Origin of the sequence: Kribbella sp. NBC_00889, assembly GCF_045207705.1 — a bacterium.
Lineage (GTDB): Bacteria > Actinomycetota > Actinomycetes > Propionibacteriales > Kribbellaceae > Kribbella.
Window position 1 is genome coordinate 1,220,095 of record NZ_CP108783.1, and the last position, 24,090, is coordinate 1,244,184.

21 protein-coding genes are annotated in these 24,090 nt (G+C 69.3%); 15 read left to right on the forward strand and 6 right to left on the reverse strand.

Annotated features, from left to right (window positions below):
• Positions 1 to 108 precede the first annotated feature (108 nt).
• The 4 genes from OG817_RS05970 to OG817_RS05985 all read left to right on the forward strand — a co-directional run bounded on the left by OG817_RS05970 (position 109) and on the right by OG817_RS05985 (position 3,506).
• Positions 109 to 891: an electron transfer flavoprotein subunit beta/FixA family protein gene (locus OG817_RS05970; protein WP_360440693.1), complete on the forward strand. Its 783-nt coding sequence runs from the start codon at positions 109 to 111 to the stop codon at positions 889 to 891.
• A 14-nt stretch (positions 892 to 905) separates the two neighbouring features.
• On the forward strand, positions 906 to 1,862 hold the full coding sequence (locus OG817_RS05975) for an electron transfer flavoprotein subunit alpha/FixB family protein (RefSeq protein ID WP_406052696.1): 957 nt from the start codon (positions 906 to 908) through the stop codon (positions 1,860 to 1,862).
• A 178-nt stretch (positions 1,863 to 2,040) separates the two neighbouring features.
• Positions 2,041 to 2,853 (forward strand): NAD-dependent epimerase/dehydratase family protein, encoded by an 813-nt coding sequence (locus tag OG817_RS05980; RefSeq protein WP_406052698.1) that lies wholly within the window; start codon positions 2,041 to 2,043, stop codon positions 2,851 to 2,853.
• Positions 2,850 to 3,506, forward strand: a complete 657-nt coding sequence (locus tag OG817_RS05985; RefSeq protein ID WP_406052700.1) for a nucleotidyltransferase domain-containing protein — start codon at positions 2,850 to 2,852, stop codon at positions 3,504 to 3,506. The genes OG817_RS05980 and OG817_RS05985 overlap by 4 nt, the downstream gene beginning before the upstream one ends.
• A 27-nt stretch (positions 3,507 to 3,533) precedes the next feature.
• Here OG817_RS05985 and OG817_RS05990 read toward each other — a convergent pair whose 3' ends face one another.
• Positions 3,534 to 4,010, reverse strand: coding sequence for a pyridoxamine 5'-phosphate oxidase family protein (locus OG817_RS05990; protein WP_396393955.1), 477 nt, complete (start codon positions 4,008 to 4,010; stop codon positions 3,534 to 3,536).
• A gap of 92 nt (positions 4,011 to 4,102) precedes the next feature.
• Here OG817_RS05990 and OG817_RS05995 point away from each other — a divergent pair, with 92 nt between their 5' ends.
• The 5 genes from OG817_RS05995 (at position 4,103) to ligA (ending at position 12,320) form a co-directional block, all read left to right on the forward strand.
• Positions 4,103 to 6,718, forward strand: coding sequence for an ATP-binding protein (locus OG817_RS05995; RefSeq protein WP_406052702.1), 2,616 nt, complete (start codon positions 4,103 to 4,105; stop codon positions 6,716 to 6,718).
• A gap of 52 nt (positions 6,719 to 6,770) precedes the next feature.
• Positions 6,771 to 7,973, forward strand: a complete 1,203-nt coding sequence (locus OG817_RS06000) for a cysteine desulfurase family protein (protein ID WP_406052703.1) — start codon at positions 6,771 to 6,773, stop codon at positions 7,971 to 7,973.
• The gene (gene mnmA / locus OG817_RS06005; protein ID WP_406052704.1) at positions 7,973 to 9,067 is read left to right on the forward strand and encodes a tRNA 2-thiouridine(34) synthase MnmA; all 1,095 of its coding nucleotides are present in this window, start codon (positions 7,973 to 7,975) and stop codon (positions 9,065 to 9,067) included. Before OG817_RS06000 ends, mnmA begins: the two co-directional genes overlap by 1 nt.
• 76 nt (positions 9,068 to 9,143) lie before the next feature.
• Positions 9,144 to 10,124 carry a methionine synthase vitamin-B12 independent gene (locus OG817_RS06010; protein ID WP_406052705.1) on the forward strand — a complete coding sequence of 327 codons (981 nt, stop codon included), beginning with the start codon at positions 9,144 to 9,146 and terminating at the stop codon, positions 10,122 to 10,124.
• 90 nt (positions 10,125 to 10,214) lie between these two features.
• Positions 10,215 to 12,320, forward strand: coding sequence for an NAD-dependent DNA ligase LigA (gene ligA, locus OG817_RS06015; RefSeq protein WP_406052707.1), 2,106 nt, complete (start codon positions 10,215 to 10,217; stop codon positions 12,318 to 12,320).
• 73 nt (positions 12,321 to 12,393) lie between these two features.
• Here ligA and OG817_RS06020 read toward each other — a convergent pair whose 3' ends face one another.
• On the reverse strand, positions 12,394 to 12,858 hold the full coding sequence (locus OG817_RS06020; protein ID WP_406052709.1) for a hypothetical protein: 465 nt from the start codon (positions 12,856 to 12,858) through the stop codon (positions 12,394 to 12,396).
• A 75-nt stretch (positions 12,859 to 12,933) separates the two neighbouring features.
• On the opposite strand from OG817_RS06020, the gene OG817_RS06025 reads away from it, so the two are divergent.
• Complete coding sequence (locus tag OG817_RS06025) at positions 12,934 to 13,917, forward strand: hypothetical protein (protein ID WP_406052711.1); 984 nt, start codon at positions 12,934 to 12,936, stop codon at positions 13,915 to 13,917.
• A 22-nt stretch (positions 13,918 to 13,939) separates the two neighbouring features.
• Positions 13,940 to 14,164: a hypothetical protein gene (locus OG817_RS06030; RefSeq protein ID WP_396393963.1), complete on the forward strand. Its 225-nt coding sequence runs from the start codon at positions 13,940 to 13,942 to the stop codon at positions 14,162 to 14,164.
• Positions 14,165 to 14,202: 38 nt separating this feature from the next.
• Here OG817_RS06030 and OG817_RS06035 read toward each other — a convergent pair whose 3' ends face one another.
• Positions 14,203 to 14,850, reverse strand: coding sequence for an ACT domain-containing protein (locus OG817_RS06035; protein WP_360440732.1), 648 nt, complete (start codon positions 14,848 to 14,850; stop codon positions 14,203 to 14,205).
• A 226-nt stretch (positions 14,851 to 15,076) separates the two neighbouring features.
• Between OG817_RS06035 and gatC the strand changes: the two genes are divergently transcribed.
• Genes gatC through gatB form a run of 3 tightly spaced genes read left to right on the forward strand, consistent with a single transcriptional unit; the run spans position 15,077 to position 18,373 of the window.
• Positions 15,077 to 15,373, forward strand: a complete 297-nt coding sequence (gene gatC / locus OG817_RS06040) for an Asp-tRNA(Asn)/Glu-tRNA(Gln) amidotransferase subunit GatC (protein WP_131355449.1) — start codon at positions 15,077 to 15,079, stop codon at positions 15,371 to 15,373.
• 1 nt (position 15,374) lies between these two features.
• The gene (gatA, locus tag OG817_RS06045) at positions 15,375 to 16,880 is read left to right on the forward strand and encodes an Asp-tRNA(Asn)/Glu-tRNA(Gln) amidotransferase subunit GatA (protein ID WP_406052712.1); all 1,506 of its coding nucleotides are present in this window, start codon (positions 15,375 to 15,377) and stop codon (positions 16,878 to 16,880) included.
• Positions 16,877 to 18,373 (forward strand): Asp-tRNA(Asn)/Glu-tRNA(Gln) amidotransferase subunit GatB, encoded by a 1,497-nt coding sequence (gene gatB, locus OG817_RS06050; RefSeq protein ID WP_406052713.1) that lies wholly within the window; start codon positions 16,877 to 16,879, stop codon positions 18,371 to 18,373. Before gatA ends, gatB begins: the two co-directional genes overlap by 4 nt.
• Positions 18,374 to 18,424: 51 nt before the next feature.
• On the opposite strand, the gene OG817_RS06055 is transcribed toward gatB, so the two are convergent.
• The 3 genes from OG817_RS06055 to OG817_RS06065 form a co-directional block, all read right to left on the reverse strand.
• Entirely contained in the window at positions 18,425 to 18,904 is a 480-nt protein-coding gene (locus OG817_RS06055) for a hypothetical protein (RefSeq protein ID WP_396393966.1), read from the reverse strand.
• A 132-nt stretch (positions 18,905 to 19,036) separates the two neighbouring features.
• Positions 19,037 to 20,197, reverse strand: a complete 1,161-nt coding sequence (locus OG817_RS06060; RefSeq protein WP_406052714.1) for a PQQ-dependent sugar dehydrogenase — start codon at positions 20,195 to 20,197, stop codon at positions 19,037 to 19,039.
• Between the two features lie 31 nt (positions 20,198 to 20,228).
• A complete protein-coding gene (locus tag OG817_RS06065; protein ID WP_406052716.1) occupies positions 20,229 to 21,146 on the reverse strand; it encodes an LLM class flavin-dependent oxidoreductase in 918 nt (305 codons plus the stop codon).
• Between the two features lie 197 nt (positions 21,147 to 21,343).
• On the opposite strand from OG817_RS06065, the gene OG817_RS06070 reads away from it, so the two are divergent.
• A complete protein-coding gene (locus tag OG817_RS06070) occupies positions 21,344 to 24,085 on the forward strand; it encodes a LamG-like jellyroll fold domain-containing protein (protein ID WP_406052717.1) in 2,742 nt (913 codons plus the stop codon).
• The last annotated feature ends 5 nt before the right edge of the window (positions 24,086 to 24,090 follow it).

Sequence of the window (24,090 nt, forward strand, 5' to 3'; positions counted from 1 at the left end):
ACGGGTGCGCCGGACTGTGATGGGACTCGCACGGGACTCATGTTTCTCGCGAGTAACATCCGTGGCAGGCTTGGGAGAGACCGTTAACCAGAAGGGGTCCCACACGCTATGAAGATCGTCGTCTGCGCGAAGTTCGTGCCGGATGCCACGGCGGACCGCCGGTTCCGCCCGGAGGACAGCACGGTGGACCGGGCCGGTGTCGACGGGCTGTTGTCCGAGCTGGACGAGTATGCCGTCGAGACCGCGTTGACCGTGAAAGAGGCCGGCGACGCAGAGGTGACCATCCTCACGGTCGGACCCGAGCAGGCGGCCGACGCGGTGAAGAAGGGTCTGCAGATGGGCGCCGACGCGGGTGTCCACGTGCTCGACGACGCGATCCACGGCTCGGACGCGGTCGCGACCTCGCTGATCCTGTCGAAGGCGCTGGCCAAGCTCGAGGCCGACCTGGTCGTGTTCGGGATGGGTTCGACCGACGGTGGCATGGGTGTCGTCCCGGCGATGGTCTCGGAGCGGCTTGGCCTGCCGGCCGTGACGCTGGGCTCCGAGGTCACCGTCGACGGGCAGACCGTGCGGATCCGCCGCGACGGCGACACCGCCAGCGACACGATCGAGGGCACGCTGCCGCTGGTGCTGTCGGTGTCGGACCAGGCGAACGAGCCGCGGTACCCGTCCTTCAAGGGCATCATGGCGGCGAAGAAGAAGCCGGTGGAGACCTGGTCGCTGGCCGACCTGGAGATCGCGCCGGACCAGGTGGGTGGCGCGAGCGCGTGGACCGAGGTGGTCGAGGTGACCGCCCGTCCGCCGCGCAGCGCCGGCACGATCGTCACCGACGACAACGGCAGTGGTGCTGCCGAGCTCGTCGAGTTCCTGTCCACCAACAAGTTCCTCTGAGGGGCGATCAGTTCATGTCGAACGTTCTGGTTCTCGTTGACCACACCGGGGGCAAGGTCCGCAAGACCACCGCGGAGCTCCTCACCATCGCGCGGCGCCTGGGCGAGCCGGTCGCGGTCTTCATCGGCGACGGCGTACAGGACGCCCTGCCCGCGCTGGGTCAGTACGGCGCGACGAAGGTGATCGCGCTGACGAATGCCGACCTCACGCAGTACCTGGTGGCGCCGAAGGCCGAGGCGTTGCAGCAGGTCGCGGCGAAGGTCGAGCCGGCCGCGATCCTGATCTCGTCGAGCACGGAGGGCAAGGAGGTCGCGGCCCGGCTGGCGGTCAAGCTGGACTCGGGCCTGATCACCGACGCGGTCGATGTCACCGCTGGTGACGGTGGCCTGGTCACCACGCAGTCGGTGTTCGCCGGCAACTACACGGTGCAGGCCAAGGTCACCCACGGCACGCCGATCATCACGGTCAAGCCGAACGCGGCGACCCCGGAAGCCGCGGAGACCTCGCCGGAGGTGGAGGAGTTCGACGTGACGATCTCCGACGCCGCGAAGACCGCGCGGATCACCGACTCCAAGCCGCGGGAGGCGACCGGTCGTCCGGAGCTGACCGAGGCGGCGATCATCGTGTCCGGCGGTCGCGGCACCGGTGGTGACTTCGGTCCGATCGAGGCGTTCGCCGACTCCCTGGGTGCGGCCGTCGGTGCGTCCCGTGCGGCCGTCGACTCGGGGTGGTACCCGCACGCCTACCAGGTCGGCCAGACCGGCAAGACCGTGTCGCCCCAGCTGTACGTCGCGGCCGGGATCTCGGGGGCGATCCAGCACCGGGCCGGGATGCAGACCTCGAAGACGATCGTCGCGGTCAACAAAGACGAGGAGGCGCCGATCTTCGAGCTGGTCGACTTCGGCGTCGTCGGCGACCTGCACAAGGTCCTGCCCGCCGCGACCGAAGAGGTCACCAAGCGCAAGGCGTGAACACCCGGCTGGGGGCCGACCCCCTCTGCCCCCAGCCACCCGCGGTCCGGCTCGGTTCCCCTCCCGAGCCGGGCCGCACCACGTCCGCCCGGTGACGCTGACCCGCTGCACCGACCAATCGGCCGGCCCCCTGCCCTGACCGCTGACGCTGACCGCTGCGGTGGCTACGATGCGCCGGGTGCGGATCTGGGTGAGTGGGGCGAGGGGGAAGCTGGGGAGTGAGGTCTGCCGGCAACTGGTGGCCGACGGGCACGAGGTGGTCGAGGCCGATCTGACCGGGCCGGCGCCTGTCGACCTGAGCGATCGTGAAGCGGTCGCCCGTTCGCTGCGTGGGGCGGACGCGATCGTGCACTGCGCGGCGATCCCCAGCCCGGAGAACATCACGCCGGTGCGCTTGGTGGAGATCAACGCCCTCACCACGTTCAACGCCCTCGAGGAGGCCTGGACTCAGGGCGTCCGCACCGCGGTCCTTGCCTCGAGCGGATCGATCTACGGCACGGCCTGGTCTCCGGAGGAGCTCACCCTCGCCGAGGTCCCGATCGACGAGGAGACCGAGCTGCGGTACGTCGACCCGTACGCGTTGTCCAAGGACCTGCTCGAACGCACCGGTCAGATGTACGCGCGCCGCGGCATGCAGGTCACCGCTCTACGCTTCCACTGGATCCTCACGCCCACCGAAGTACGCCGCTACATCGCCGAAGCACCGCCCGAGGAGAATCGGCGCAACCTCTGGGGGTACGTCGACCTCGTCGAGGCAGCCCGGGCGTGCGTACTCTCCCTGCGGCCCAGGCCAACCGCTCAACGGTTCGAGACCCTGGTGATCGCCGCTGAGGACACCGGCATGGAGGAGTCGACCGCCGAACTGCTCGCCCGCTACTCAACGGACACCGCGATCCGCGGAGACCTCCCCGGCACCACATCGCCGTACGACTGCCGCCGTGCCGCCGAGATCATCGGCTGGACCCATCAGAGCCGTTGGAGGGACCGTTGACCACGGAGCGCACGTGGTATCCGGACGGACTGGACGCGGAAGAACTCGCGTTCCAGCGGCTGTACGGGCCGTGGAAGCCGTCGACTCCCGCGGAGGCGCGAGAGATGCTCGACGGGTACGACGGGGAGTGGTGGATCGCCGGCGGATGGGCGGTCGAGGCCTTCACCGGCGTACGGCGGGATCACGAAGACGTCGACGTGTCGCTGTGGCGGCGGGACATCGAGAAGCTGCGACTGCACCTGAGGGGCAAGTACGACCTCTGGGCGAACGCGGGTGGACGGCTCAAGCCGCTCACCGACGAGCGACCGGAGCAACCCGCCGACGCCGACCAGATCTGGCTACGGAAGCACGCGTTGGCGCCGTGGGAGTTCGACCTGGTGGTGAACCCGGACCGCGATGGCCGGTGGGTGTTCCGCCGCGACCCGGAGCTCGACTACGTCCTGCACGACATCAGCTGGGTCGCGCCCGACGGCATCCGCTACCTGAACCCCGAGATCGCGCTCGCCTACAAGGCGAAGCAGTCACGCCCGAAGGACGAGCAGGATCTGGCCGCGACGCTCCCGTTGTTGACCGACGAGCGTCGTACCTGGCTGGCCGACATGATCGGGCATCTGCATCCCGGGCACGCCTGGATCGAGACCGTCAGAGGCTGACGCGATCAGGTCGCTGGGGATCTCGGCTCACGACCACACCGGGCGGCGGGAGTCGATGCCGGTGCCGTAGTCCGGGTCGCCGCCGCGGACCAGGATCCAGTGGTCGGTCGCGTGAGCCCGGTAGAGGCGGAGCTCCTCGGGCTCGCGGAGTTCGTCGACGGAGAACGCGCGCAGCTCGGGGTAGCGGGATGCGTAGAAGGCCGCGCTGCGTTCGAGTTCGTCGTCGGGAACGCGTTCGGCCCGGGCGCGGAAGTAGACGGCCGAGGCGCCGCCGATCGGGACGCTGGAGTCGAAGATCGCGATGCTCACGTCCGGGTTGGCCGCGATGTTCACCGAGTGCGCGGCCGCGGTCGACGAGGCCCAGTAGAACGTGCCGTGACCGTCCGGGGTGAAGTAGACCGGGGTCACCCACGGCCGGCCGTCGGGGTCGACCGTCCCCAGCGTCATGTACTTGTTCGCTTCGATGACCGCCGCCGCGCGCCGGTCGAGGATGTCCTGAGTCATGGGTTCACCGTCGCATCGGACACCACGCACTGTCCTCAGTAGCGGCCACGGAACCGCCACCGAACGCACCATGGCCAGGGCATGATGGGGCGGTGGCTGGTCCGAGAGACGTGTCCGCGCGGGAGGCCGAGGTCCTGTCCGCGCTGGCCCGCGATTGCTCGAACGCCCAGATCGCGCGGCAGCTGCACATCAGCGTCCGCACGGTCGAGAGCCACGTCTCGTCACTGCTGCGCAAGTACGGCGTCTCGGACCGCCGTGAACTGGCCAGACTCGCCGAGCTGGAAGGCGTGGACCCGGCACGGGCCCACGGATTCACCGCACTGACCGGTCCGGGCACAAGCTTCGTCGGCCGCGAGCAGGACCGCGCCGAGCTCGTGGCTGCCCTCGACAGCAACCGACTGGTGAGCCTCGTGGGTCCCGGCGGCGTCGGCAAGACCCGGTTGGCCCTGCGCGTCGCCGCCGAGGTCGGCGAGAACTATCCGTACGGCGGAGCGGTCGTCGACCTGGTCCCGGTGCGACCCGGGTTTGTCGTCGCAGCTGTAGCGGAGGCGCTCCAGGTGCGAGAACAACCACCGCAGACGCTCACCGACGCGGTGGTGGGACGCCTCACTCAGGGGCGAACCCTGCTCGTGCTCGACAACTGCGAACACGTGGTGGCGGACGTGGGCGACCTGGTAGCCCGCATCCTCACCGAGGCACCGGAGACCGCCGTACTGGCGACCAGTCGGGAGCGGATCGGGGTGGCGGGCGAGCGGCCGCTGCGGCTGGGACCGCTGGAGGGGTCCGAGGCCGAGCAACTGTTCCGGGACCGGGCCGCCCTGGTCGCACCAGAGTTCTCTGGAACTGAGCAGACCGACATCGCGGCGCAAGTGTGTGCAGGAGTCGACGGTGTACCGCTGGCGATCGAGTTGGCCGCAGCCCGTGCGGGCTCGCTGGGGCCGGACGGGCTGCTGGCCGCGCTCGACGACCGCCTGCGGCTTCTGGCCGGCGGACGCGGGCCGAACGAGCGGCACCACTCGCTGGCTCAGGTCATCGGCTGGAGCTACGACCTGCTCGACGACGACGAGCGTGCACTGTTCCGGCGGCTCGGAGTGTTCGTCGGCGGGTTCGACCTCGCCGCCCTGAGCGGAGTGGCGTCCGGGAGCTCCCGCGCCGAGCTGAGCGACCTGCTGGGTCGTCTGACCGACAAGAGCCTCCTGCATCGCAGCCAGCACGCCGGCACGAGCAGGTGGCGCATGCTCGAGACTGTCCGCGTCTACGCGCTGGAGGAGCTCGGCCGATCCGGTGAGTACGACGAGGTCGCCGTACTGCATCTGGCTTGGGCCGGCGCCGTTGCGGCGGACCTGGAGGCGCGCCTCGAAGCGGGGGAGGAGTGGCAGGCCGAGTTCGATCAGGTCACCGCTGATCTCCGGGCAGCGGTCAGCCACCCGGAGGCCGACGTACGGCGGTTGGCTCGGCGACTGGCTCACCTGACCTTCGCCCGCAAGCGGTTCGTCGAGGCGCACGACCACTACCTCACTGCCGCCGCCCACGCCACCGATTCCGCGGAGCTGTACGACGACCTTCGGGACGCGGCCGATGCGACGCTGACCGTCGCCGATGGGACGGAGGCCTACCACCTGATGCTGCGCGCGGCGGACCGCGCAGCCTCCGAAGGCAACCATGAGCTTCAGCAGGAAGCCCTCGCGTACGTCGTCATGATGATGAACCGCTACGAGGTCCAGCCGCCCGTCCCGGCCGACCGCGGCGCCGGACTGCTCGCGGCCGATGCGGACACGGTTCAGGTCCGCATCGCGCGGGCCTGGGTGGCGCGCTTCGAGCTCGAGCCCGCCGAGGCCGCCGTCGCCGCGGCTCGGCGGTCGACGGACCCGCTGGCCGTGATGAATGCGCTCGACGTGTGTGGCACAGCGCTCGGCGGCGCCGGCCGCCTCCGTGACGCCCGCCGGCTGGCTGAGGAGAGGCTAGAGCTGGCCGCGACCCTTCCGGAGCATGATCCGCGAGCGGTCGCCGAGATCGTGGACGCGTACCACGTCGCCTCCACGACCGCGGTCGCGGTCGGCGACCTGGCCGAGGCGGTCCGGCTGGCGCGGCTCACCGACGACCCGATGCACGGGCATCCGTTCATCACCGGCCCGCGCCAGGTTCGTGCGTTCGCTCTGGGCGGTCTGCTCGACGAAGCGGTTGGGGCCGCGGACGAGATGTACAGCAGTTGGCTGGCCGCTGGCCGCCCGCCGCACGCCTGGATGTCGTCGGCCGCGGCCCTCGCTGCGCTCGCGCACGGTCTGCTCGGCACGGGACGCGAACCGGTCTGGCACGCCCGTGCACTGGAGATGGCCCGCGTCCGCACCCCGGCTGCGGGCCCCAATCTGCGGGCCGCGTCCGCGTTCGTCGCCGCGCGTCTGGCTCTCCACCACAACGACACCCGCGCAGCCGGGGCGGTGGTCCGGGGAGCCTTCGCGGACTTCCCAGAGCCCTGGTGGGTCCCGTACGCCCACGCCGCCGGCGCCGAGTTGGCTGTGGTCGCGGGCCTGGCCGACGCCGACCGCTATGTCAAGACGGCCTCGGCTGCCGAGAACCTGTGGTCGGACGCCGTTGTACTCCGGATCAGGGCCCGCCGGACCGGCGACCCGGCGGCCATCGCCGAGGCGGCGGCCGCGTTCGAGCGGATCGGGGCCAGGTTCGAGCAGAAGGTCACGCTGGAGCTGTGAATCGGCCCGGATGAGCGGGAACAACGGTGGCGGACATACCCTTGAAACCGATATGACTGCTTCCGACCGCCGCCCGGTGTACCTGGACCACGCGGCGACGACCCCGATGTTGCCGGCAGCGATCGAGGCGATGACCTTCCACCTCGCGCGCACCGGCAACGCGTCGTCCCTGCACGGCTCCGGCCGCTGCGCCCGGCGGACCGTCGAGGAGTCGCGCGAGACGATCGCCGCGGCGCTCGGGGCCCAGCCGAGCGAGGTCGTGTTCACTTCCGGCGGGACCGAGTCGGACAACCTGGCCCTGAAGGGGCTGTGGTGGGCGCGGCTGGCCGAGGATCCGCGCCGGCGCCGGATCCTGCTGAGCGGGATCGAGCACCACGCCGTACTCGATCCGGCCGTCTGGCTGTCCGAGCACGAGCAGGCCGAGATCGAGTGGCTGCCGGTCGACGAGCTCGGCCGGGTGCGGCCGGACGACGTACGGAGGGCGATCGAGCAGGACCCGGAGTCCGTGTCGTTCGTCACGTTGATGATGGCGAACAACGAGGTCGGCACGCTGCAGCCGGTGCGTGAGATCGCGGAGCTCGCGAAGGAGTACGGCATCCCCGTGCACACCGACGCGGTTCAGGCGGTCGGGCAGGTGCCGGTCGACTTCGCCGAGCTGGGCGTCGACGCGATGACCGTGTCGGCTCACAAGCTCGGTGGTCCGTACGGGATCGGTGCGCTGGTCGTCCACAAGGAGACGAAGCTGACGCCGGTCCTGCACGGCGGCGGCCAGGAGCGTGACGTACGCTCCGGCACCCTGGACGCTCCCGCGACGGCCGGTTTCGCGGTCGCGGTCGAGCACTCGGTCAAGCACCAGGCGGACGAGGCGCGGCGGCTGACCGAGCTGCGGGACGCGCTGATCAGCGGCGTGCTGAACACGGTCGAGGGCGCCAAGTTGTCGGGGGACCCGGCGAACCGTTTGCCCGGTAACGCACACTTGTCCTTCAGCGGCTGCGAGGGCGACTCGCTCCTGCTGCTGCTCGACGCACGCGGGATCGAGGTCTCCACCGGCTCCGCGTGCAACGCCGGGGTCGCCGAGCCGAGCCATGTCCTGCTGGCCATGGGGTACGACGACCAGCGGGCGCGCGGATCGCTGCGGTTCACCCTCGGCCACACCAGCACCCGCGCCGACATCGACGCCGTACTGGACAACATCGGACCGGTGGTGGAGCGGGCGAAGTCCGCCGGACTGCAGAACGTGGGAAGGAACACCTGATGCGGGTACTCGCAGCCATGAGCGGCGGGGTCGACTCCGCCGTCGCGGCAGCGCGGATGGCCGAGGCCGGGCACGACGTGGTCGGAGTGCACCTGGCGCTGAGCCGCAACCCGCAGTCGTACCGCAGTGGCGCGCGCGGCTGCTGCACCATCGAGGACTCACGCGACGCCCGCCGGGCCGCGGACGTGATCGGCATCCCGTTCTACATCTGGGACCTGGCCGAGCGGTTCCACGCCGACGTGGTCGAGGATTTCGTCAGCGAGTACGCCGCCGGCCGGACGCCGAACCCGTGCCTGCGCTGCAACGAGAAGGTGAAGTTCAGCGCCGTACTCGAGCGGGCGCTGGCGCTCGACTTCGACGCGGTCGCGACCGGGCACTACGCGCGGATCGTGGACACCCCGGACGGCGCTCGCGAACTGCATCGGGCGGTTGATCCGGCGAAGGACCAGTCCTACGTGCTCGGCGTGCTCACCCAGCAGCAGCTCGCGCATGCGTTCTTCCCGCTCGGTGACACGGTCAAGACCGACGTGCGGGCCGAGGCCGAGCGTCTCGGGCTGTCGGTGGCGGCCAAGCCGGACAGTCACGACATCTGCTTCATTGCCGACGGCAACACTCCCGGCTTCCTCGATCAGCACCTGGGCCAGGCGCCCGGCGACATCGTCGATGCGCAGGGCAACAAGCTCGGCGAGCACAAGGGCACGCACGGCTTCACGGTCGGCCAGCGCAAGGGCCTGCGGATCGGTACGCCGGCCGCTGACGGCAAGCCGCGGTTCGTGCTGGACATCAGCCCGGTGGATCGCACTGTCACCGTCGGCTCGCGCGAGGAGCTGGCGGTCTCGCACCTGACCGCCTCGAAGCCGCGGTGGTGCGGACCCGCGCCGGCCTCGGAGCTGCACGTCAAGGCTCAGCTGCGCGCGCACGGCGAGGAGGTGGCCGTCACCGCTCGCCTCGAGGGTGACCAGGTGCAGGTCTCCTTCGACGAGCCGACGTCGGCCGTGGCGCCCGGTCAGGCAGTCGTGCTGTACGACGGGACGCGAGTGATCGGCTCGGCCACGATCGACACGGTCTCGCGGGTGGCGGCGCAGCACGCATGAACGAACGCAGTGAGTTCATCATCAAGCACAGCCGATCTCGTGTCTCATCCGCGCCCGGAGCGAAGCGAGGACGTGGATGAGCACAACCGGCCTGGGTTCGCTCCCAGGTGACGATATCCGTGAGTGGACGAAGGTGCTGCTCGAGGCTGTCGACATCCCGTTCCTCGCTGAGCTGCCGGGCCGTCCGTACGGCGACATGCTCAGCCGGGCGGTCGCCGTACTGAACGAGCTTGCCGCGGACCTGCAGCCGGCGGGCTGGCGGCTCACCGGGGGTGGCGATCCGCGGGCGAGCCTGGACCAGCGGCGGGCACGGTCGCTGCTGGCTGAGGACCTGGATGTGCTCGAAGAGTTGGCGGACGGTTACACGGGGCCACTGAAGCTGCAGCTCACCGGACCGTGGACCCTGGCGTCCACTGTGGAGTTGCCGCGCGGTGACAAGGTGCTGGCGGACCACGGTGCCCGGCGGGACCTCGCTCAGACGCTGGCGTTGGGCCTGAGCGACCACGTGGCCGAGGTGCGACGCCGTGTGCCTGGTGCGGAGGTCGTCGTACAGATCGACGAGCCGGGGCTGCCTGCTGTGCTGGCTGGAGCCGTCCCGACCGCCAGTGGCTGGAGCAAGCACCGGTCTGTGGACGGTCCGGGTGCGGTCGAGTTGCTCAGTCTCGTGACCACGCAAGCACCGACAGTGATCCACTGCTGCGCCGCACGACCGCCGATCGAGGTCTTCACCAAGGCCGGCGCCGCCGGGGTCGCCGTGGACATCTCGCTGCTCAACAACGCTGCCTGGGATCAGATCGCCATCGCGGCCGAGGACGGTACCACCCTCTACGCAGGCTTGATCCCGACGACCGGCGCGCTGCCGAACGAGGAGCAGGCCGCCGACCCACTGGTCCGGCGCTGGCGTGAACTGGGCCTCGACCCCGAGATCCTCAAGCAGGCCGTGATCACACCCGCGTGTGGACTGGCCGCCTCCCCGTCTCCGGCCGATGCGCGGTCCCGCCTCGAACTCCTCCGGCGTACCGCGGATGCCGTCGCCGAAGCCGCGGAGAACAGCTGAAACGTCGGCAGGTCCCGCCCCACACCCCGCCGCCGAAGGCGGCCGTTCTTCTTTCCCGGGAACGTCGGTGGTGGGCTGTAGGTTTTCCACATGAGCACGGAGATTCCTGCTGCGCCGGCTGAGGTGCGGGAGCGGCATGCCGATTTGAGCAAGGAGATCGAGGATCACCGGGTGCGGTACTACCTGGCCACCTCGACGATCTCGGACGCGGACTTCGACGCGCTGATGCACGAGTTGCAGGCGATCGAGGAGCAGTACCCCGAGCTCCGCACGCCGGACTCGCCGACGCAGAAGGTCGGCGTACCGATCTCCACCCTGTTCACCCCGGTGCAGCACCCGACCCGGATGGAGAGCCTGGGCAACGCGTTCTCCGCCGAGCAGATGGAGGCCTGGGCGAAGCGGCTGGAGCGGGAGGTGACCGTCAAGCAGATCCAGCACAGCGGCTTCCTGTGTGAGCTGAAGGTGGACGGCCTCGCCCTCGACCTGGTCTACGAGAACGGCCGCCTGGTCACCGGCGCCACTCGCGGCGACGGCCGCACCGGTGAGGACGTGACGCCGAACGTCCACACGATCAAGAGCATCCCGAACGAGTTGGAGGGCAAGGACCACCCGGCCTTCCTGGAGGTCCGCGGCGAGGTCTACTTCCGGGTCGAGGACTTCGAGGAGCTGAACGCCCAGCTCGTCGAGGCCGGCAAGGACCCGTTCTCGAACCCGCGCAACAGCGCCGCCGGTTCGCTACGGCAGAAGGACCCGCGGGTGTCCGCGAGCCGGCCGCTGCGCTTCGTCGTCCACGGCCTCGGCCGCGTCGACGGGTACCACGTCGCGCGGCTGTCGTCGGCGTACGACCAGCTGAAGGCCTGGGGCCTGCCGGTCAGCGACCGGGCCCGCAAGGTCGAGACGCTCGACCAGGTGAACGAGTTCATCGCGTACTACGGCGAGAACCGGCACTCGGTCGACCACGAGATCGACGGCGTCGTGGTGAAGGTGGACGAGGTCGATCTGCAGCGCGCGCTCGGCTCCACCTCGAGCGCGCCGCGCTGGGCGATCGCGTACAAGTACCCGCCCGAGGAGGTCACCACCAAGCTCCTCGACATCGAGGTGAACGTCGGCCGGACCGGCCGCGTCACGCCGTACGGGAAGATGGAGCCGGTCCGGGTGGCCGGCTCGACGGTCGAGTTCGCGACCCTGCACAACGCGCAGGAGGTCAAGCGCAAGGGCGTGTGGATCGGTGACACCGTCGTACTGCGCAAGGCCGGCGACGTGATCCCGGAGATCCTCGGCCCGGTGATCGACCTGCGGCCCGACGACGCCCACGAGTTCGTCATGCCGACCGAGTGCCCCTCCTGCGGTACGACGCTGCGCCCGATGAAGGAAGGCGACGTCGACATCCGCTGCCCGAACAACAAGTCCTGCCCGGCGCAGCTGCGGGAGCGGCTGTTCCACCTGGCCGGCCGATCCGCCTTCGACATCGAGGTGCTCGGGTTCAAGGGCGCGGACGCGCTGATCAGTGGCGGCCTGATCACGGACGAGGGGGACCTGTTCGCGCTGACCGAGGAGGACCTGGCCCGGAGTTCGTTCTTCACCACCAAGGCCGGGGCGCTGTCGGCGAATGCCCAGCGCCTGATCGCGAATCTGGAGCAGGCCAAAACCCAGCCGCTGTCCCGCGGCCTGGTCGCGCTGTCGATCCGCCACGTCGGCCCGACCGCGGCGCAGGCCCTGGCCGCCGTGTACGACGACATCAACGCGGTGCGGGCGGCGAGCGAGGAAGAACTGTCCGAGATCGAGGGCGTCGGACCGACCATCGCGCACGCGGTGATCGAGTGGTTCGCGGTGGACTGGCACCAGGCGATCGTGGACAAGTGGAAGGCGGCCGGCGTCGAGCTGCGGCAGGAGCGGACCGGTCCGACCGTCGAGCAGACGCTGACCGGTCTGTCGATCGTGGTCACCGGGACGGTCGAGGGGTTCAGCCGTGACGAGGCGACCGAGGCGATCGTGTCCCGGGGTGGCAAGGTGGCCAGTTCGGTCTCGAAGAAGACCTCGTTCGTGGTGGTCGGTGACTCGCCGGGGTCGAAGTACGACAAGGCCGTCCAACTCGGCGTACCGATCCTCGATGCCCCCGGTTTCCGTGTCCTGCTGGACGACGGCGCGGACGCTGCCGCCGAGGTTGCGACCACCCCCGAACCCGGAGACGAGTAGCGCACCGGATTCCACGGATCCGGCGGCCGGATTGAGCCGTCGGACTGTTAACTTTGCACGTCTACACGTGGGTTCAGAAGGAGCGAATATGACGACGCCGCCGCAGGGACCGTGGGGTCCTGGGCAGCCGGGGGGCCAGCCAGGCGGGCAGCAAGGGGGACAGGGAGGTCAGGGCGGCTGGGGACAACAGCCTCCGGGCCAGGGTGGTGGCGGTTGGGGTCAGCGCCCGCAGCAGCCGCCGCAACAGGGTCAGCCCCCACGCCAGGGGCCCCCGCAGCAAGGCCAGCCGCCGCAGCAGGGTCAGCCGCCGCAAGGGCAGCCTCCGCAGCAAGGCCGGCCCCCGCAGCAGGGTGGTGGCGGTTGGGGACAGCAGCCGCCTCAGCACGGCCAGCCAGGCCAGCCCGGTCAGGGGCAACCCGGCCAGGGCCAAGGCGGTTGGGGTCAGCGCTCCCCGCAGCAGCAGCAAGGCGGCGGCTCCTACCAGCAGCAGCCGTGGAGTCAGCAGGGCCAGCAGCAGGGCGGTTGGCACCAGCAGCAAGGCGGTCAGTCCCGCCAGCAGCAGTGGCAGCAGGGCGGTTCCGGCAAAGGTCCCGGTGGCATCAGCAAGGAGAAGATGCCGCTGGTCATCGGTGGCGGTGTCGTCGGCATCGTGCTGATCGGTCTGCTGATCTTCCTCGGTGTCCGCGCCCTCGGCGGTGACGACAAGCCCGTGGCCGGCCCGAGCAACGGGCAGTCGCAGCCGAGCGGCAACCAGAGCAACGGCGAGGACGACGGTTCGCTCGGCGAGTCGACCGGTCAGGCGAAGACCGCGACCGAGAAGCTGCAGGGCATCGGGTTCCGGTGCAGCGACCTGTTCAACACCGAGCAGGGTGCGCACCGCGGCTGCTTCAAGTACGACGGCGCGACCGAGGCCGAGGCGGTCTTCCAGTTCCAGAAGGACGGCACCATCCTCGGCGTCCTGCTGCGGTCGCAGAACGAGGACAACGTCAACAACGCCGGCGTCACCTTCGACGCCGAGCTGCAGGCGATCGGCAACGACACGTTCGGCGGCAGCGAGGTCAAGAAGATCCAGGACGCGGTCAAGACCGGCCAGAAGTCGCAGAAGGTCGGCAGCAGCTGGGGCGAGTTCGAGCTGCGTAACGACGGCGACGACGTGCAGCTGTCCGGCGGCAAGTCCGGCGCCGACTCGCTCGACCTGCCGCGGAAGGCGTTCGACACGACCGAGCCGCAGCTGGTCGCCGCGCTCAAGACGAAGAAGTACGTCTGCACGAGCTCCTGCAGCAAGCAGGTCGGCAAGTACGGTTCGCAGCGGGTCTACTCCTACGCCGGCAAGGGCGAGGGCATCCGGTCGCTCGAGGTGAGCGCGTCCGGTGACCCGGCGGACGTGAAGACGGCGTTCCCGGCCGCGGTGAACGACGCGTTCGGCGCGCTGAAGGGCGAGGACGTGGCCGCGGTGAAGGAGTACGTCGACAAGCACAGTGACGGCAAGTCGTACGCTGCTTATGTGGCCGGATGGCGGGTCGAGATCACCGGCAACAGCGAGGACGACTACGCCTCGCAGCGGATCTCGGTCAGCTACGAGACCTTCTACGTCTGAGCAAGCGCACAACGGAGGCCGGATGAAGTTCCCCCGCGAGAAGCGGGATCCCCGGACGGTGGTCAAGCCGCCGCCGGAGGCATCCCAGCGGGTCGACGGTGGTGGGCCCTGGGGGCCCACCCAGTTCGACCTCCCGGAGCGCTCCGGCAGCAACAGCCAGGCGATCCTGATCGTGGCCCTGGTCGGGGTCGTCGTCCTGCTGGTGATCGCAGGGCTGTGGACGCTCGCCTACTTCAAGTTCACGTAGGCGAGCGGTCGGTCACGTAGACGAGCGGTCAGGACTGCTCAGGCGGTCGCGCGGATGGTGACTGCCAGCGACGCCAGGTAGCTGAGCCGGGCCACCTCGGAGGCCAGGAACTCCGGCCCGCCACGACGCCCGATGACCAGCATCCGGCGGTCGGACTCCAGCGGCGCGGCCACCAGGACCGACTCCGCCAGACCCTTGTGCTCCAGTGGGGATGCCATCGTGGTGGCCTTCTGCAGTGGCAGCCAGGTCGCCGCCACGTCACCGAACTCCGGGGTGGCGCTGGTCTCGAGGGCGACCTTCACCTCACCGCCCGTGCCGTCGAGCAACGCGGCCCAGTCGGCGTGCAGCACGGCCGGGGACTGCTCGACCAGGATGTCGATCGCGTCCGCGGGGGCAGACGTCATCTGCTCCACGGCCTCGAGGTCCATGTGCAGTCCGCCGCCGGCGCCGTACCGGGAGAACCAGATGACCTCGACGTCCGCGACGCTGTTGCACGCGGAGACCAGTCGGTCCGGCAGTACGCCGGTCGGCACGTCGACGACGATGTCGTCGACGGCGGTGCCGTTCTCACGGCGGTGCTCGACGATCTCGATCGCGTGGATGTCGGCGTTCACCTCACCGAGGGCGGTGGCCACGGTGCCGAGCGAACCGGGCCGGTCCGGGATGATCAAGCGCAGCAGGAACACCGAACGATCATCTCCCAGCCGATCACCTTGCGCGTAACGCCCTGTCGCGGCCCATGTTACAGAGCGGAACCCGAAGACACGCCCGGCCCTCTTGGCCAACGCTCCTCGCAGCGTTGTCCACAGCCCGGGGGACAGGGAAACGCGACCGATACACGAGCCCACTAGGATGGCCGGGTCCGGGCCGATTTCACCCCGGTCAATCCTCAAGAAGCCATTGGATCAGTTCATGCCATCGATTACCCGCGAAGAGGTCGCGCACCTGGCGCGACTGGCGCGGATCGAGCTCACCGACGACGAGCTCGACCACCTCGCCCCGCAGCTCGACCAGATCATCACCTTGGTCGGGCAGGTCAGCCAGGTGGCCGCGGACGACATCCCGCCGACCTCGCATGCCCTCCCGCTCACCAATGTGATGCGCGCGGACGAGAACGTGCCGTGCCTCACACCCGAGCAGGCGCTGTCCGGTGCGCCGGCCGCCGAGGAGCAGCGATTCCGGGTGCCGCGGATCCTGGAGGAGGATTGAGATGAGTGACCTGATCCGCAAGACCGCGGCTGAGCTCGCGGAGCTGATGACGTCCGGCCAGGCCAGCTCGGTGGAGATCACCCAGGCGCACCTGGACCGGATCGCCGCCGTCGACGGCGACGTGCACGCGTTCCTGCACGTCGACACCGAGGGCGCGCTGGCGCAGGCCGCCGCCGTCGACACTCGCCGCGCGGCGGGCGAGGAGCTCGCTCCGCTGGCCGGTGTCCCGCTGGCGCTGAAGGACGTGCTCACCCAAGAGGGCGTTCCGACCACGGCCGGCTCGAAGATTCTCGAGGGCTGGAAGCCGCCGTACGACTCGACCATGGTGAAGCGGCTGAAGGCGGCCGGCATCGTCATCCTCGGCAAGACCAACATGGACGAGTTCGCGATGGGCTCCTCGACGGAGAACTCGGCGTACGGCACGACCCACAACCCGTGGGACCTCGGCCGGATCCCGGGTGGCTCCGGCGGTGGGTCCTCGGCCGCGCTGGCGGCGTACGAGGCACCGCTCGCGATCGGCACCGACACCGGTGGCTCGATCCGGCAGCCCGGCGCGTTCACCGGGACCGTCGGGGTCAAGCCGACGTACGGCGGGACCTCGCGGTACGGACTGATCGCGCTGGCGTCTTCGCTCGACACGCCTGGTCCGTGTGCGCGGACGACGCTGGACGCGGCGTTGCTGCACGAGGCGATCGCCGGCTACGACCCGATGGACTCGACCTCGATCAACCAGCCGGTCCCGGCCGTCGTCGCGGCGGCCCGCAACGGTGACGTGACCGGCCTGCGCGTCGGCGTGGTCAAGGAGCTCGGCGGCGAGGGGTACCAGCCTGGTGTCGAGGCGCGCTTCCACGAGGCGGTCGAGTTGCTCACCAAGCTCGGCGCCGAGGTGGTCGAGGTGTCCTGTCCGCACTTCCAGTACGCGCTGCCGGCCTACTACCTGATCCTGCCGAGCGAGGCCTCGTCCAACCTGGCCAAGTTCGACGCGATGCGGTACGGGCTGCGGGTCGGCGACGACGGCACGAACAGCGCGGAGAAGGTGATGAACCTGACCCGGGAGGCCGGCTTCGGCGCCGAGGTGAAGCGCCGGATCATGCTCGGCACGCACGCGCTGTCGAGTGGGTACTACGACGCGTACTACGGCCAGGCGCAGAAGGTGCGGACGCTGATCGCCCGCGACTTCGTCAACGCCTACGAGCAGGTCGACGTGCTGGTCTCGCCGGCGACGCCGACGACGGCGTTCGCGATCGGTGACCGGATCGACGACCCGATCGCGATGTACAAGAACGACCTCTGCACGATCCCGTCCAACCTGGCCGGCAACGCGGCCGCGTCGTTCCCGTGTGGTCTGGCCGACGAGGACAACATGCCGGTCGGCTTCCACGTGATGGCGCCGGTGCTGCGCGACGACCTGTGCTACACCGTCGGCGCCGCGCTGGAGTCCGCGCTGGCCGAGCAGTGGGGCGGCGTGCTGATGACCAAGGCTCCGGAGCTGGAGGTGACCCGATGACCGCAGACGTCCTCGAGATCGACGACGCGCTGGCGCAGTACGACCCGGTGATGGGCCTCGAGGTCCACGTCGAGCTGAACACGAAGTCGAAGATGTTCTGCGGCTGCCCGACCGAGTTCGGCGCGCCGCCGAACACGCAGACCTGTCCGGTCTGCCTCGGCCTGCCGGGCGCGCTGCCGGTGGTGAACCGCCGCGGCGTCGAGTCCGCGATCAAGATCGGCCTGGCGCTGAACTGCGAGATCGCCGAGTGGTGCCGGTTCGCCCGGAAGAACTACTTCTACCCGGACATGCCGAAGAACTTCCAGACTTCCCAGTACGACGAGCCGATCGCGTACAACGGGTGGACCGAAGTGGTCGTCGACTCCGAGACGTACCGGATCGAGATCGAGCGCGCCCACATGGAGGAGGACACCGGCAAGTCCACCCACGTGGGCGGCGCGACCGGCCGGATCCACGGCGCCTCGCACTCGCTGGTCGACTACAACCGGGCCGGCATCCCGCTGATCGAGATCGTGACCAAGACGATCGAGGTGCCGCCGGCGAAGGCGGCGGCGGTGGCGCGGGCGTACGTGAGCATGCTGCGCGACCTGCTGTTCGCGCTCGGTGTCTCCGACGTCCGGATGGACCAGGGCTCGCTGCGCTGCGACGCCAACGTGTCGCTCAAGCCGCGCGGCTCGTCGATGCTGGGCACGCGCACCGAGACCAAGAACGTGAACTCGTTCCGCTCCGTCGAGCGTGCGGTGACGTACGAGATCACCCGGCAGGCGGCGGTGCTGTCGAGCGGCGGCAAGGTCGTCCAGGAGACCCGGCACTGGCACGAGGACACCGGCATCACCACCTCCGGCCGGGAGAAGTCCGACGCCGAGGACTACCGGTACTTCCCGGAGCCCGACCTCGTCCCGGTGGCACCGTCGCGCGAATGGGTCGAGGAGATCCGCGCTTCGTTGCCGGAGGCACCTTCACTGCGACGGGTCCGGCTGCAGGAGGAGTGGGGCTTCACCGACCTCGAGATGCGCGACGTCGTCAACGGCAACGCGCTCGAGCTGATCGTCACGACGGTCGACCTCGGGGTGAGCCCCGCGGCCGCCAAGAAGTGGTGGCTGGGTGAGCTCGCCCGGGCCGCGAACGAGAGCGGCAAGGACCTGGCCGAGCTGGGTATCAGTCCCACTGATGTCTCCAACGTGCAGGCACGGGTCGACAAGGGCGAGCTGAACGACAAGCTGGCTCGTCAGGTCTTCGATGGTCTGCTCAAGGGTGAAGGCACCATCGACGAGATCATCGCCGCCCGGGGCCTTGCTCTGGTGTCTGACGACTCGGCTCTGATCGAGGCGATCGACCGCGCGATCGCGGCCAACCCGGACGTGGTCGAGAAGGTCAACTCGGGCAAGCCGGCCGCGGCCGGTGCGCTGATCGGCGCGGTCATGAAGGACATGCGCGGGCAGGCGGATGCTGCCAAGGTCCGCGAGCTGCTGAACGCCAAACTGGGCATCTGAGCCTGGTCGCCGGACCCCCGCGGGTATCGCCTGCGGGGGTCCGACGCGGTTTCACGCTGCTTTCTTGTCCTTGTGGGGTGCGTTCGCGATGACCTCGCGTTCGACGCGGCCGTCGTCGTCGACGTCCGTGGCGTCCGCGAGCAGCGTTCGCGCGACGGACAGTTCTTCGGACGGGCAGCGCACCTCGAAGCGCGTCGGCACGACCTCGGTCGTCACCGCGTCGGGCCGGTTCCGCACCAGTCCCCGGAACAGTCCCCACAGCGCACCGATCAGTACGCCGTACACGAAGCCCCAGACGACGACGGCAAGGCCGGTCAAGGTCGTCTCGGCGACGAGGGTGACGAACACGGCGGCGAGGATGCCGAGCAGCGCGCCCTGCAAGGCGCCGGCACCGGTCAGCTTGGCGACCGGGACGACCCGTTTCCTGCGGGCCTGTCTCAGGTCGGATCCGACCACCTCCAGGCTGCCCGGTTCCATCCCGTAACTGCGCAGATAGCTGACCGTCTGCTGAGCATCCTCGAAGGTGCTCACCGAAGCGACCACACTGCTAGGGACAACGGACACCTGATCGGGCCGCATCACCAACTCCTCCCTCAACCGGTTGTTCTGTAAGGCTTCCCCCCCACTAGTACCAGACGCGCAAAGCCTTGAAACGGTTGGCGGTCAACGGCTGATGGTGATGCGGAGAATTCTGTCGTCGCCGTCGCGCGTGCCGCCGCGGCCATCGGTGTTGGAAGTGGTCAGCCAGAGCGAGCCGTCCGGCGCGGCCTCGACCGTGCGCAGCCGGCCGAACTGGTTGGTGAAGAACGCCTGCGGCTCGCCGGTTCGCTTGCCGTTGGCAACTGGTATGGCCCACAACCGCTCGCCGCGGAGCGACGCCATGAAGATGTGCCCCTGCGCGAACGCGATCCCGCTCGGCGACGCGTCGCTGGTCTGCCACTGCGCGATCGGGTCCGCCATGCCGTCGAGTCCGCTCACGCCCTCAGCGGCCGGCCATCCGTAGTTCGTGCCGGCGGTGATCGCGTTGAGCTCGTCCCACGTGTTCTGGCCGAACTCGGCGGCGTACAACTGCTTGCCGTCGAAGGCGAGGCCCTGCACGTTCCGGTGACCTTTGGAGAACCAGAGCCGACCGTCCGGGTTGCCGGGCGCTGCCTTGCCGTCGGTGGTGATGCGCAGGATCTTCCCGCCCAGCGACCCGTCGTCCTGGGAGTTCGGCCGCTCGGACCCGTCACCCGTCCCGGCGTACAGGTACCCGTCGGGGCCGAATCGCAGTCGCCCGCCGTTGTGGACCGCCGACTGCGGGATCCCGTCGAGGATCACCTGCTGGTCGGACAGTTTGTTGTTCTGGTACGTGATCCGGGCGATGCGGTTGTCGTCGCCGGTGGAGTAGTAGGCGTAGATGTACGGCTTGCCCGGGTACCCAGGATCCACCGCCAGCCCGAGCAGTCCGCCCTCGGACGACGGGTCGACGTCGTCCACCTCGCCGACCTCGCTCACCTGTCCGCCGGCGACCCGCTTGATCTTGGCCGAATCCCGCTCCGCGACGAGCGCACTCTTGTCCGGCAGGAACGCGAGCCCCCACGGTATGTCGATCCCCGTCGCCACCGTCGACGCCACAGTCAGCTTGACCGGCCCTTGCTGACTCGTGCTCGGCGCGGCGCTGGACGTCGTACCGGTGCTGCTCGGTGCGGGCGTCGTACTGGGTGCGGACGTGCCGGGATTCGCTGTCGTCGCGCCACCGTCATCGGAGCACCCCGCCGCCAATGCCAGCGCGGTCAAAACCACCGCAGCCCGTCCGCGCTGCCTGACCCTGGTCCCGCCCACGCCGTCTCCTCAGCTCGTCCTGCCTCCCAAGCTAGCGTCCAGCACCAGCCCGTACGGCGGGAATCACCCGAGCTGAAACGAATTCGAGAGACCGCAGCGCCGCCTCGTGCGACACGGTTGGAAGCCGCAACCAGTGGGCGAACTGCACGAACCGGGTCGCCGCGTGCAACTCGATCAGCCGGTTGGCGACGTCATCCGGCGTACCGATCAGATAGTCCTCCCGCCGCAACGCCGGTGGCTCGGTCCCGCCGTACGACGCGATTTCCCCTTCCAGATAAGCGATCCCGGGCGCCGCGTCGGCCCAGGCACGATCCGCGTCCTCGTCCACCTGCATGATCCCGGTGCAGATCAGCGGCGGCGGCTCGTCGACGACCTCGTCCAGCAGCCTCCGCCGGGCGATCAGATCCGCCGGGGTCGCGCAATAGATGATCACCCCGTCGCCCACCCGTGCCGCCCGCCGCAGCCCCGCCGCCGTCACTCCAGCGGCGTAGATCGGGATCCGATGGCCGGGCCGCGGTGTCACCGACAGGTCGCCCGCCCACGCCCGCCGGATTGCCTCGACACGTTCTTCGAGCAGAGCCCCGCGCCGTCGTCGATCGGCTCCGAACGCGGCGAACTCGCGCTCGGCGTACCCCTGACCGACCCCCAGCACGAACCGCCCACCCGACACCAGGTCCAGCACGGCCGCGTCCTCCGCCACCCGCAACGGATGATGCAGCGGCAACACCAGCACATTCGTCCCGATCCGGATGCGCGCCGTCCGTCCCGCAAGGACCCCGGCCATCACCAACGGCGAAGGCAACGCGCCATCTGCGGTCAGATGGTGCTCCGACAACCAGGCGCCCGCGAACCCGAGCTGGTCGGCAACCACCACCTCCTCCACCCGTTCCCCCGAGTACCCCGCCCCCGCCTCCCGAACGTCCACCAGAACCCCGAACTCGACAGCCACCCAACCACCGTCTCCCGCCCCGCCGGCCCCCGTCCAATGCCAACCACGCCCGTAGTCCATGCACCCCACACATGGGGTACTGCGGCGTTCCGGTTTGTATGGGTGAACTGTATGGGTTGTACCTGTTGGTCACCGTGCGCGCTCCTTAGGATCCGTACCGCATCTATGGCTCGGGGGAGTCGAGAGCGGTGGGCGCGATGTACGGGTGGGGTCTGCCCCAGGGGCGGAAGACTTTGGCGCGGCGTGCGATGGCGGGTTTCTGCGCGCTGGCAGTGGGACTGTTCGGATCGGTGGTCGTGGCGCCGGCCGAGGCTCAACCGGCGGCGGTGAGCAGCACGGCCGCCGACGACTCTCCGGCCGAGCGGGCGAAGGCGACCGGGAAACGGGTCGAGGTGCCGGAGAAGCGCACCGAGACCGAGCAGACGTTCGCCAACCCGGACGGCACGTTCACGCTGGAGCAGACCAACATCCCGGTCCGCGTGAAGCGCGGTGACCAGTGGGCCGACATCGACACGACACTCGAGAAGAGCGCTGACGGCCGGGTGCGGCCGAAGGCGACCGCGCTCGACATGACGTTCTCCGGCGGCGGCACCGGTCCGCTCATCGTGATGACGTCCGACGGCCACGAGCTCGCGCTCAGCTGGCCCGGGACGCTGCCCCAGCCGGTCGTCGACGCCGACAACGTCACCTACCCGAACGTGTTCCCCGACGTCGACCTCAAGATCACCGCCTTCGCCGACTCCTACAGCGAGGTCCTGATCGTCAAGACCCCGGCCGCGGCCCGGCTGCCGCAGCTGCAGAACCTCGACCTCGGGATGAAGGCGCCCGGCCTGACCGTAGCGAAGTCCAGGGGTGGCGTGATCGAGGCGAAGGACCACCTCGGCAAGCTGGTCTTCAGCGGATCGCAGCCGATCATGTGGGACTCCCGCGGTACGGCGACCGCACCGACGGACGACGACCGGACCGAGGCTCCGCTCGAAGGCGACAAGGTCGTCCAGCTTCCGGCCGCGGTCTCGAAGAACGCGCTGACGATCAGCCCGGCGCTCGCGCTGCTGAACGATGCCGCGACGCGGTACCCGCTGCACATCGACCCGACGTTCAACTCGGCGCAGTCCGGTCGCGCGATGATGAACGAGCACTACCCGACCACCCCGTCGTGGAACTGGGAAGGCCCGGAAGGCGTCGGGTACCAGTCGTTCGAGCCGTGGAGCCGCAAGCGCCTGATCTACAAGATGGGGATCTCCGGTCTCGCCGGCGCCCACATCACCTCGGCCATCTTCAGTGCCTACGAGACGTGGGCCGCCAGTTGTACGCCGAAAGCGGTGGAGGTCTGGAAGGTCGCCGCGATCAACACCGAGGTGAACTGGAGCAACGGGTCGGGCTCGAACGTCTGGCTGAAGAAGCTCGCTTCCGCGACCGACGCGGCCGGCCGGGACGAGTGCCTGCCGAACGGCAAGTGGCTCGAGTTCAACGTGCTGACCGCGGTCGCCGAGCAGGCCGCCGCGCGGAGCGGCTGGGTCCACCTGGGTGTGCGCGCGACCAACGAAGCCGACTCGCTGGCCTGGAAGAGATTCCACAAGGCGGTCAAGTTGACGATCACCTACAACTGGATCCCGCAGGTCTCCGGCATGCGGACGACGGATCCCACGTCGGGTTGCGCGACCGACTACCAGAACCCGGCCCGGCTCAACCAGACCAGCCCGGTCCCGCACGTCAAGATCCTCGACAGCGACCTGCAGCCGTCGTCGGCAGGCTTCGAGTTCTGGTACAACGGCGGCGGGGCGGCGGCCCAGCGGCTGCCCAGCGTCACCAAGGTCAGTGGCAGCACGATTGACTTCACGCCACAAGCCGATGTCGCACCGCTGGAGACGAACCGGTTGATCGGCTGGCGGGTCCGTGCCTGGGACGGTGTCGACTACTCGGCCTGGTCGCCGTTCTGCTGGTTCATCATCGACACCTCCAAACCGGTGGCTCCGGACGTCACGATCACGTCGGGGGACGACAAGATCTACTCCCTCGGTGAGACGGTCAGCGTCAAGATCGTCGCGACCGCCGTCGACCAGAACTACTTCCGCTACACCATCGACAGCGAGGAGCCGACGAGCGCGAACATCCCGGTCAATCCCGGCACCTTCACCTTCACCGCCACGAAGACCGGCCCGACGGTGATCAGGGCCTGGGCTTACGACCGCTCGAACAACCGCAGTGCCTTGTACGGCGAGGCGGTCGCAAAGGTCCAGACGGGCGCCGCAGCCGGCATCTGGACGATGGACGAGGGCTCGGGAATCACGACAGCGGACTCGAGTGCGTTCGGGCGTCGACTCAACCTGGCCACGACGGCGACCTGGGCGCCCGGGGACCGGTGGGATCCGTCGGCGACGAAACAGGACTGGTCGGTCGCGCTGACCGGCGGTGCCACGCTGGGTTCGCCGGCGAGCGACATCGTCGACACCAGCCGGAGCTTCAGCGCCAGCGTGAGAGTGAAGCTGGGAAACACACCCGGGCGTCAGATCGCGTTGAGCGAGGACCGCGCCGGCACCAGTGGATTCATGCTGGGAGTCCAGAGCCAGGACTTGTCCGATCCTGGCGATCCCAAGGCCGTGTGGTCCTTCTCGATCCCGAACCCGAACGGATCCGGCGAGTTGTCGGTCCTGTCGCAACCCACGCCGTACCTGGCCGGTGACTGGGTCTACCTCACCGGCATTTACGACTCCGGGGAACACACGCTGACCCTGTTCGTCGGCGAGGACGCGGTGGCGACGACCGCGAACATCCCTCCGACGACGGACGCACCCGGGCTGCTGCGAGTCGGTACCGGCACTGTCGCGAGTGTGGCCCGTCCGATCGACGGCCAGGTCGACGACGTTCGCATCTACCCCGGTCCGATCGACAACGCCGCGGTCTTCACCGACCTGTACGACTCCGCCCCGACCAGTTGATACGA

What these genes read in the sequence shown, in the direction of transcription:
- OG817_RS05970 (WP_360440693.1), top strand. Translation starts at nt 109, where the DNA reads ATGAAGATCGTCGTCTGCGCGAAGTTCGTGCCGGATGCCACGGCGGAC.
- OG817_RS05975 (WP_406052696.1), top strand. Translation starts at nt 906, where the DNA reads ATGTCGAACGTTCTGGTTCTCGTTGACCACACCGGGGGCAAGGTCCGC.
- OG817_RS05990 (WP_396393955.1), bottom strand. Translation starts at nt 4,010, where the DNA reads ATGACTCAGGACATCCTCGACCGGCGCGCGGCGGCGGTCATCGAAGCG.
- OG817_RS06000 (WP_406052703.1), top strand. Translation starts at nt 6,771, where the DNA reads ATGACTGCTTCCGACCGCCGCCCGGTGTACCTGGACCACGCGGCGACG.
- mnmA (WP_406052704.1), top strand. Translation starts at nt 7,973, where the DNA reads ATGCGGGTACTCGCAGCCATGAGCGGCGGGGTCGACTCCGCCGTCGCG.
- OG817_RS06010 (WP_406052705.1), top strand. Translation starts at nt 9,144, where the DNA reads ATGAGCACAACCGGCCTGGGTTCGCTCCCAGGTGACGATATCCGTGAG.
- ligA (WP_406052707.1), top strand. Translation starts at nt 10,215, where the DNA reads ATGAGCACGGAGATTCCTGCTGCGCCGGCTGAGGTGCGGGAGCGGCAT.
- OG817_RS06025 (WP_406052711.1), top strand. Translation starts at nt 12,934, where the DNA reads ATGCCGCTGGTCATCGGTGGCGGTGTCGTCGGCATCGTGCTGATCGGT.
- OG817_RS06030 (WP_396393963.1), top strand. Translation starts at nt 13,940, where the DNA reads ATGAAGTTCCCCCGCGAGAAGCGGGATCCCCGGACGGTGGTCAAGCCG.
- gatC (WP_131355449.1), top strand. Translation starts at nt 15,077, where the DNA reads ATGCCATCGATTACCCGCGAAGAGGTCGCGCACCTGGCGCGACTGGCG.
- gatA (WP_406052712.1), top strand. Translation starts at nt 15,375, where the DNA reads ATGAGTGACCTGATCCGCAAGACCGCGGCTGAGCTCGCGGAGCTGATG.
- gatB (WP_406052713.1), top strand. Translation starts at nt 16,877, where the DNA reads ATGACCGCAGACGTCCTCGAGATCGACGACGCGCTGGCGCAGTACGAC.
- OG817_RS06070 (WP_406052717.1), top strand. Translation starts at nt 21,344, where the DNA reads ATGTACGGGTGGGGTCTGCCCCAGGGGCGGAAGACTTTGGCGCGGCGT.